Source organism: Veillonella sp., assembly GCF_015058545.1.
Taxonomy (GTDB): domain Bacteria; phylum Bacillota; class Negativicutes; order Veillonellales; family Veillonellaceae; genus Veillonella_A.
Genome location: NZ_SVCB01000022.1, coordinates 1 through 9,247, shown reverse-complemented (window position 1 = coordinate 9,247; position 9,247 = coordinate 1). Strand labels below are relative to the sequence as shown.

Genomic DNA, 9,247 nt, shown 5'->3' with positions numbered 1-9,247 from the left:
CCATAAACTCTCGGCGCCTTTTATCAGACCAACAAAGACCGGTAGGATTCTGATAATCAGGAATCACATATATCGCTTTAATGGAGGAATCTGTTTCAAGAGCTTCAGCCAACAACTGTAAATCCATGCCTTCTTCGTCACAAGAAATCCCCTTGAGCGAAGCACCCGTCATAGCTAAGCAATTCTTGACGTCAATAAACGTGGGGTCTTCTACCAACACGGTATCACCCGCTTCTAAAAATAAACGAGCTGCCATATCCAATGACTGCATGGACCCGCTGGTTATCTGAATTTGGTCGGGTTCAATATTAATGCCGTATTTAGTCATAATTCGACTTAAATGGCGGCGTAATTCCAAACCGCCCAAACCGTCGCCATATTGTAACACTTCACGCCCTTCTTCTTTAAACACTTTAGCCGCTACAATACTTAATTCTTCCACAGGGAATAATTCCGGTGCCGGAACACCTTCGCCGAGTGACAAAATGCCCGGCACCGTTTTAGCCTCATCCTTTAAGGCCGCAATGGCGGAACGCTCCAATTGAAGCGCCCGTTTTGCATATAATTTTGTGTAATCCATCTGTATCACCTGTCACTTATAACGAATAATTATTGAATATCACCAAACCATTTTTGCTGTAATTTATCGTATTCGCCGTTAGCTTTTAATTTTTCAAAAGCCGCATTCATTTTATCCAATAGCTCTTTATCATCCTTACGCACTGCAATCGCTACGGTATGATCTTGTAACCCAACCGGTACAATTTTTAAATCTTTCATGTTCAATTTCTGGATGTAATATTTTGCTACCGGTTCATCAAGCATGGCAATTTGAATGTTGCCTGCTTCTAAATCCTGTAACATCGTGCTAATGGCATCGAATTCTTTAACGGTTGTGCCCGGTTTTTCCTGCGCCAACATAGCACCGGTGGTTCCTATTTGAGCGCCTACGGTTTTACCCGCAATATCTGCTTCACCGTTAACATTATTGGTATCTTGACGAACCACCATAACGAGTTTTACATGATAGTACGGTGCTGTGAAATTAACTTTAGCCTCACGCTCTTTTGTCACTACAAGGCCGGATGCAATAGCATCAATCTGTTTACTTTGCAAGGCAGGAATCAAACCGTCAAACGGAAGGCTTACAAATTTTGATTCATAGCCCATTTCTTTGGCCAAAGCATTACTTAAATCTACGTCAAAACCTTTATAGGTGTTATCTTCGGCATATTCAAACGGCGGATACGTAGTTTCCGCACCAAATGTAATTACCTTTTTATCAGAAGCCGTGTCGCTGCCGCAACCTGCTAAAACACCGGCCGCTAAGCCCACTGCCATAAATAAGGTTAACCCTTTTTTCCAATTCATAATGTTCCTCCTCATTTCACAAAACATTGCGTAATAATCCTACAATTTTATACTACCATGTAAATATACAAAAAGGTACTATGCTAAAACTTTAGCGCTTGTATTGCTAAATATTTTAACATAGTACTTCCTGTTGCTCAAATGTATTGGCTAAGGTAATTAGAGCACAACATTTAATTTAACGATTTTCCCTGATTTAATCAGTTACCGGACCATTCAGTTGGCATATCTTTAGGAGCATCAGTTTTGAACCATTTCTGGTAAATAGCGTTCAATTCGCCATCTTTCTTCATTTCGGCTAATGCTTTATTTACAGCTTCCTGTAATTCTTTGTTGTTTTTAGCAAATGCGAAGCCAAAGTATTCTTTCGTATTAGGATACGGAATTACTTTTACATCACCTTGATGTTTAGAAGCATAATATTGTGCTACCGGTAAATCAAGTACCGCTGCATCAACGCCACCTTTATTAAGTTCTAATAAAGCATCACTGCTGTGGTCGAACTGTTTTAACGTTGCATTGGCAATTTTGCCGGCTAAATCAGCACCGGTGGTCCCCATTTGTACGGAAATATTTTTGCCTTGTAAATCTTCTAATGTATTAATAGGCGAGTTACCTTTAACTACTACGGCCATACCGGATTCATAGTAAGGAGCGGCAAACAATACTTTTTCGGATCTTGCTTTAGTAATCGTCATACCGGAAGCAGCCATATCAATATCTTTATTGCCAAGACTTGGAATCAAAGCATCAAAGGCCACATTTTTGAACTGCACATCGGCGTTCATCTTTTTAGCAATTGCCTTCACCATATCGATATCAAAACCGGTTAAATCTTGGGAACTTTCATCCTTAAATTCAAACGGTACAAATGTCGCATTAGTACCTACTTTAATCACTTGCTTGCCGTTAGCAGCTTGACCGCTGTTCGAATCACTGCCGCAACCGGCCACCAAAGCGCCCATGGCTAATACCGCCATACCTGTTAACATAATTTTCTTCATCTTCTGTGTAAACATAATTCCATCTCCTACTCTTCTTCTTGTATAATCATGAATTCAAACTCTCTCTCAACTGAGTTTCTCTAATTGGTATGACATGATTATACATAACCTTGCATAAATAGTCAATAGTAAAATGTATAAAAATTCAGAAATTTTTGTATAAAAATAAAAGGCAGCCCGAAAGCTGCCTTTTTACATACGGCTGACCTGGTCTTTGCCCCCACACTCGCCTACTGGAAGGTTCGCTCCTAAGCCCTTGGCTCCCCACTACTACTCCTCTCGATTTTATCGGTAGGTCTTACATCTAAGCCGCACCATGCTCATAATGTCGTTGCACTACTTACGTGGATCGTTTTGCCTGCGACTGGCCTCGACTTTCAACCACAGACCCGTATGAAGAAATTATACGCAAAGAATTTTACTTTGTCTATATAAAAATGATATGGCAAAAATATTTATTTCCCTTGACACTTTAGTTTGTGAAAGTATTCAATCTTTACAATTCCTTTACTTACCGTATTCTCTTTTAGTTTCTCATAAATCAACCATATATCTTTCAATTTTTCAACAACTTGCTATACATAGATAGCAACGTCAACCTATACCAAAAAATTCCTAAATATTGTATAATGTGTTTACTTGTTAAATGGGGACACAAAGGGAAGGACTCAGTATTATGTTTATGTTATCTTTAATGCAGCCATCGGGCTTATATGAATTGGAAAAAGATAGCTTAGAAGCTATCAGTGCCCAGCTCCTGCAGATGATTCGCATGAAAAGCTACGAGCTATATACACACTCCATTAATGTAGCGAATCACTCTGTCAGCATTGCCGCAAAACTAGGGCTACCGGCCAACGAAATAGAACAAATCAGACATGGCGCATTATTACACGACTTGGGTCTTATTATGATGCCCTCTGCGGTTTTAAAAAAAGCGCCATTCTTTAATCGTCAGGAATTATCTAAATATCGTCAGCATCCGGCAAACGGGGCAAACATGATTGAAAACTATCCATGTTGCCAATCGATTATCCCCTACATCCGTTACCACCACGAGCGTTGGGACGGTTCCGGATTTCCTAAGCACTTATGTGGCAGTAATATTCCGTTAGGTGCACGCATTATCGCCATAGCCGATTACTATGATTCCGCTATTAATCCGTCAACAGAATCGTGGTCTAAGAGTAAAAAGACGGCTAAACAGGAATTATTCAGTGGTTCCGGTATTTATTTTGATCCTGATTTAGTCAAAGCCTTTATTGAGATTATCGGCTAATACAATGAAACGCCATTATATTCGTTCATAAAATATAAGCCCAATGACAACAGCTAAAAAAGCTCCTGCTTGTGCAGGAGCTTTTTTAATGTCCCCCAGCCAATGTAACCCCTACTATATTTTTAACCTTATACGTCTCTTTCAATACTTCCGCTGCCGATTCCAAGGTAGCACCGGTTGTGAAAATGTCATCTACTAATAAAATAGACTTACCTTCTAACTGCCCCGACTTAACAAGAGGCGCCATCGGCTTAAACGCATTGACCATATTCGCCTTACGTTCCACGCGGCCCAAGGCAAACATAGCCTGTGTAGAGTCAATCTTCTCCAAGCAGTCCAACCAATGCCAACCACGCCAAGTTGCCCAATCTTTAAATAAGATATCTACCTGGTTATAACCTCGTATGATGCGCTTCTTGGCACTGACCGGAATGGGTACCACATAGACAGGCTTAAACGAAAGCTTGTGAACCGGGTCAACCATAAACGAATACAAAAAAGGAGCGGCCCATTTGGCCCGCTCCTTTTTTCCGTGGAATTTAATATCTCCCAATATGCTTTTAAGTCCCTTGTCATAATGACCGATTACATAGACTTCGCGAAGTGCGAGACCATCCAAATCGGTAACGTGACGCACATCGTACAGTTCATTAAAACAAGCTTCGCACCATTCCCCGCGGTGCCATACTTCCGTACCGCAACCGGGACAGGTAGGCGGAAATACAAATTCACTCCAATGCATTAATATTCACTTCCCCTTAAGTGCATTGCTACAAATCCCCAAGCTGTTTCATTACAATGTTTTTCAGCTTATCTATTTATCAAAAATTATATCAATCCCTGCAAACGTTCTTTAAATAAAGTATACCTTGTAGTACCGCTTTGTGTCGTTACGGCGCGTTGCACCGCCGATTTTGTGCCCACCAAAATTACTTTATTGCGAGCTCGTGTCACGGCCGTATACAGAAGATTACGTTGCAACATCTGATGATAGGTCGGAATAAACGGAATAATGACCGTGCCGTACTCACTGCCTTGGCTCTTATGAACCGTAATGGCATAAGCAAGCATGAAGGAACTCATATCCTCCATCGGCACATGCACTTCCTTATCCATAAAACGTATGCACACTTCGGTTTTTGAAATTGAAAAAATAACACCGATTTCGCCATTAAATACTTCCAATTCGTAATTATTTAGGACCTGAATAACTTTGTCCCCGACACGATAGGTCTGACCGTTAATTTTAACGGCACTGCGCGTAGCCACCTGCGGATTAACCGTTGCCTGAACCGTTTTAGAAATAGCTACACTACCAGCTACCCCGCGGCGCATTGGTGAGATGATTTGCACATCCAGCTCATCATCACACTCAGCTAATACCTCGCGATACAAAGCTACCACGCGATGCATCATGTCGGTCACACTGTGTACTTCAACAAATTTAAATTCACCTTCTGAAGTCAGTTCCGGCATATCTCCTTTATTGATTTCATGGGCATTCGTTACGATACGGTTTCCCTCTTTTTGGCGGAAAATCGTGTTCAAACGAACGGACGGTATAATTTGACTATCCAATAAGTCGCGCAGAATAAAACCGGCTCCGATTGGCGGTAACTGATCCACGTCACCGACGATGACTACATAGGCATTTTCAGGAATAGCCGCTAACAGCGAATAATATAACTGAACATTTAACATGGATGCTTCATCCACGATAATGACATCAGCTTCTAATAAATCATCTTCGTTTTTAGTAAACTCATACGAATCACTGCCCTGTATCGGCATCAACATACGATGAATCGTGGTGGCTTCATAACCGGTTGCTTCGGTAAGGCGCTTGGCTGCGCGTCCCGTCGGTGCACATAGAAGAATACGATTTTGCGGCGTCTGTTGGAACGCTTCCACCAAAGCTTGAATAATCGTTGTTTTACCGGTCCCCGGACCGCCGGTAATAAGAGAAATTTTATTTTGTAAAGCAAGGGCTATGGCCTCTTTTTGAGCATCCCCCAACTGCAATCCTTTTTTTACTTCAAAGCCGGCAATAAAAGATTCTAAATCGAGGGTAATCACATCGGAATCGGCCATGAGATTTTGCGTCAAATAGGCGGCTTCCGATTCCGCATTATAAATATTCGGCGAATAAATATAGAGTAAACCATCATAATCAGTGGCTACAATCTGACCAATCTCCAAAAGTTCTTCCAAGCGTGCTGCTACTTCATCGGCAAAACCGCCGAGCATATCAAAGACCATACCGATTAACTCATCGGCGGGCATACAGCTGTGACCGTTATCGCCGATATTCTTTAAGGTGTATAGAATAGCCGCCTCAATACGCCGCTCATCATTCGGTTCGATTCCTAAAGAGTTGCGCAAAGTATCACACATAGAAAATGGGATTGAGCCATCTACTTCCATTAAGCGGAACGGATTATCTCGCAATACATCGATGGCCGCACCACCGTAAGTCGTATATAAAGTGCGGCTCCAACGCGAACTAAGGCCTGCTTTTTCCAGAAACCGATTGATTTCCTGAAGCAAACCTTCGCCGCGTAATGCATTATACAATTCTTCTTTTACACTTTTACGTAAACCGGGAACTTCCAATAAAGCTTCCGGATCTTCAGCGCGTAAGATATCAAGAAGGTCTTCCTCAAAATAGGCAATAATTTTATCCACCGACTTCTCGCCCAACCCTTTAACACCTAAATTTATCAGGTATTGCTTAGCGCCGTATAAAGTATCCGGTTTTAGTCGTTCCAAGGTAGCCGCTTCAAACTGGCGGCCATATTTCTTATGTGTAATGTAACGACCGGAAAGTTCCAAATCATCCCCTTCTTTAGGGGCCTCTAAATTAGCTGTGCAAACAGTTCGTTCTTCATTATAATCTTCCAATAGAAACACACAGTAGGTATTGGTTTCATTCTGATAAATGAGCCGTTGCACAATACCTCGGAGCGTTTCCATTAGCGAACCACTTTAGGCAACGCTTCTACGATTTGATCCACTGCGTCTGCAATAGTGCTGGCATTTTGCACTTTTACATGGCTGACTTGTTCATATAATGGATAGCGCTCTTCGTAAAGGCGGAAAATATATTCAATACTTTCCTTCAATAATGGGCGAATTTCCATATCCAAATCATCGAGAATCTGGGTTACATCGCGATGAATAAATACTACAAAACCGGATTCACGCATGAGTTTTACCGTATCTTCAGACAATACAGTGCCACCGCCGGTCGCAATAACAGCCGGCATTTTGTGATTTACAATGTCCGTAATAGCTTCAAATTCATCTTTACGGAACGCTTCTTCACCATCATAAATAATGATATTCTGAATGGATTTACCGGTTTTCTCTTGAATCACCGCATCTAAATCGTAAAATTCCATTCCCTGATGTTGTGCCAAAGCCTTACCAACCGTAGTTTTACCGGCACCGGGCATACCAATCAAAAAGATATGCTGTTGCATGTGTTGTTTCTGACAAGTCTTACTAATATCTAAAATGGAATTTACAAAGTTATTTACATAGCCTTTCAAATCACCGGCCTGTACATAGCTAAGGGATTTAGCCAATACTTCCTGCTCCCGTTCCGGTTCGTAAATTCCAATATTTTCCTGTTCTTTAATTTTGGCGATTTCCAAAATCACTTTCAAACGTTGTTCAAATGTCGTAATGAGAACTTTATCTAATTCATCAATCTTCTGACGTGCTTCTTGTAAATTCATAATAACCTCGTTTCTCATATAGCTGTGTCCAATAAGTATTGCCTATAGCTTCCAATAAGTATTGGGTTATATTTGGAGAAGAACATTTGTATCTTCTCATGCTCTTATATTTTACCATATTCCCCTGCATTCTTATAGCCTCTACCATGAATTTCCCATTGCGGCAAAAATAAACGATTCAAATTTTAATCAACTTGGAAATTTCTTCCCACTTGATAATCACAAACTATATTTTTAAAAGAATACTTGATAGCAAAATGACCTGAATATCATCACTGCTTTTTACAGCCACCGAAGATACTCAGGTCATCATTTACATATTCAGCTATTATATACAATACGACTTTATAAACAATATAACTTTATATGCAATACATCGTTATTTTAAATTTTCTTTTAACACATCTGCAATGCGTTGGATTCCGTCACGAATAGTGGCTTCGTCGTTGCAAGAATAATTGAGTCGGAAGAAATTGGTATTACCTTCCGATGTGAAAAATGCTTCGCCCGGTACGAAGGCAACTTTACGTTCGATACATTGTTTTAAAATGTCACGAGATTTAAGCTGTTCCGGTAAGGTACACCAGATGAAAAGCCCTCCTTCAGGATAAGTATGGGTAACTTTCTTAGGAAAGAACTCATCAATAGCTTTAAGCATAGCATCACGGCGACTCTTGTACAATTTAATGATAGATTGTACATGCGCATCAAAATCGAAGTTTTGAAGCCAAGTTTCGCAAACACGCTGTGAAAACGGTGCTGTGGATAAGTCCATATTCTGTTTTAACAAATCCAGTTTTTCAATAAACAATGGATTGGCCGCAATCCAACCTAGACGGAAGCCCGGCGCAAAGGTTTTAGAGAAGGTCCCTAAAGAGCAAACCAGATTCTTCGTATCAAAGGTAGTTAAAGACGGTAAGTATTCCCCTTCATAACGAAGTTCACCATAAGGATTATCTTCAATAACCGGTACTTCAAATTCATCTACCACTTCCATGAATTCCGCACGGCGTTCACGTGTCCAAGTAATACCGGTTGGGTTTTGGAAGTCCGTAACGATGTAGATTAAGCGCACATCATGTGTTTCCAAAGCTTTGCGAAGCTCGGAAATAATCATTCCTTTACCGTCACCGGGGATTTCAACAAAATTAACCTGAGTCAAATTAAAAGCCGTAATGGCACCCAAATAAGACGGTTTTTCTACAAGAACCGTATCTCCTTTATTACAGAATAAACGACATAACATATCAAGGCCCTGCTGGGAGCCGCAAGTGATTAAAATATTGTCTTTCGTATACTGTGTTTTTACAATGCGATTCATGCGCTTCGCAATGCTTTCACGAAGCGGTTCATACCCCAATGATGGTCCATATTGCAATGCTTTACCGGCATCACCGTTCAGAACGAGCTCCGTAGCTTTCTTAATTTCTTCGGCCGGGAATGATTCCTCGGCCGGTAAACCGCCGGCGAAGGAAATCATATCGGGCTGCGCAATGAGTTTTAAAATATCTCCTGTATCTGAGTGTTTGATTGCATTAACCGGGTCTGAAAAACGTATAGCCATAATATAACCTCCTTAAAATATTGTGCTTTTTATCTTACTCTTATCATCGCAAAATGTCAACCAAAAGAATACAAGAGTTTATCCTATACGGATATTTTGTGATAAATTGTATTAAAAATTTTAATAAATTAGCTATTTTAAGAAAAACTTACCTGAATTTTAATAAGTATATACAAAAAACACCATCAAAGTTTGAACTGCACCCCAAAAATTGGACACAATTTTTGGAGGTGCAGTTTTTTTATGGCAAAGTATTCTAAAGAAATTAAAGAAAAAGTTTACTGTCTAT

At 40.4% G+C, this 9,247-nt stretch carries 8 protein-coding genes; 1 reads left to right on the top strand and 7 read right to left on the bottom strand.

Annotated features, from left to right (window positions below):
* The 3 genes from E7204_RS01270 to E7204_RS01260 all read right to left on the bottom strand — a co-directional run.
* Nucleotides 1-580 (bottom strand): PLP-dependent aminotransferase family protein (locus E7204_RS01270; protein ID WP_295180819.1); only part of this gene is annotated, 580 nt, incomplete at its 3' end.
* A gap of 29 nt (nt 581-609) precedes the next feature.
* Nucleotides 610-1,371 (bottom strand): basic amino acid ABC transporter substrate-binding protein, encoded by a 762-nt coding sequence (locus tag E7204_RS01265; protein ID WP_164726535.1) that lies wholly within the window; start codon nt 1,369-1,371, stop codon nt 610-612.
* 200 nt (nt 1,372-1,571) lie between these two features.
* On the bottom strand, nt 1,572-2,390 hold the full coding sequence (locus E7204_RS01260; RefSeq protein ID WP_295180816.1) for a basic amino acid ABC transporter substrate-binding protein: 819 nt from the start codon (nt 2,388-2,390) through the stop codon (nt 1,572-1,574).
* A 661-nt stretch (nt 2,391-3,051) separates the two neighbouring features.
* Between E7204_RS01260 and E7204_RS01255 the strand changes: the two genes are divergently transcribed.
* On the top strand, nt 3,052-3,654 hold the full coding sequence (locus E7204_RS01255; RefSeq protein ID WP_021841395.1) for an HD domain-containing phosphohydrolase: 603 nt from the start codon (nt 3,052-3,054) through the stop codon (nt 3,652-3,654).
* Nucleotides 3,655-3,739: 85 nt separating this feature from the next.
* On the opposite strand, the gene E7204_RS01250 is transcribed toward E7204_RS01255, so the two are convergent.
* The 4 genes from E7204_RS01250 to E7204_RS01235 form a co-directional block, all read right to left on the bottom strand.
* Nucleotides 3,740-4,396 carry a phosphoribosyltransferase family protein gene (locus E7204_RS01250; RefSeq protein WP_295180813.1) on the bottom strand — a complete coding sequence of 219 codons (657 nt, stop codon included), beginning with the start codon at nt 4,394-4,396 and terminating at the stop codon, nt 3,740-3,742.
* A gap of 86 nt (nt 4,397-4,482) precedes the next feature.
* Complete coding sequence (locus E7204_RS01245; RefSeq protein ID WP_295180811.1) at nt 4,483-6,627, bottom strand: ATP-dependent RecD-like DNA helicase; 2,145 nt, start codon at nt 6,625-6,627, stop codon at nt 4,483-4,485.
* A complete protein-coding gene (locus E7204_RS01240; protein ID WP_295180809.1) occupies nt 6,627-7,394 on the bottom strand; it encodes a shikimate kinase in 768 nt (255 codons plus the stop codon). The genes E7204_RS01245 and E7204_RS01240 overlap by 1 nt, the downstream gene beginning before the upstream one ends.
* Before the next feature lie 379 nt (nt 7,395-7,773).
* On the bottom strand, nt 7,774-8,958 hold the full coding sequence (locus E7204_RS01235; protein ID WP_295180807.1) for a PLP-dependent aminotransferase family protein: 1,185 nt from the start codon (nt 8,956-8,958) through the stop codon (nt 7,774-7,776).
* Nucleotides 8,959-9,247: the final 289 nt, after the last annotated feature.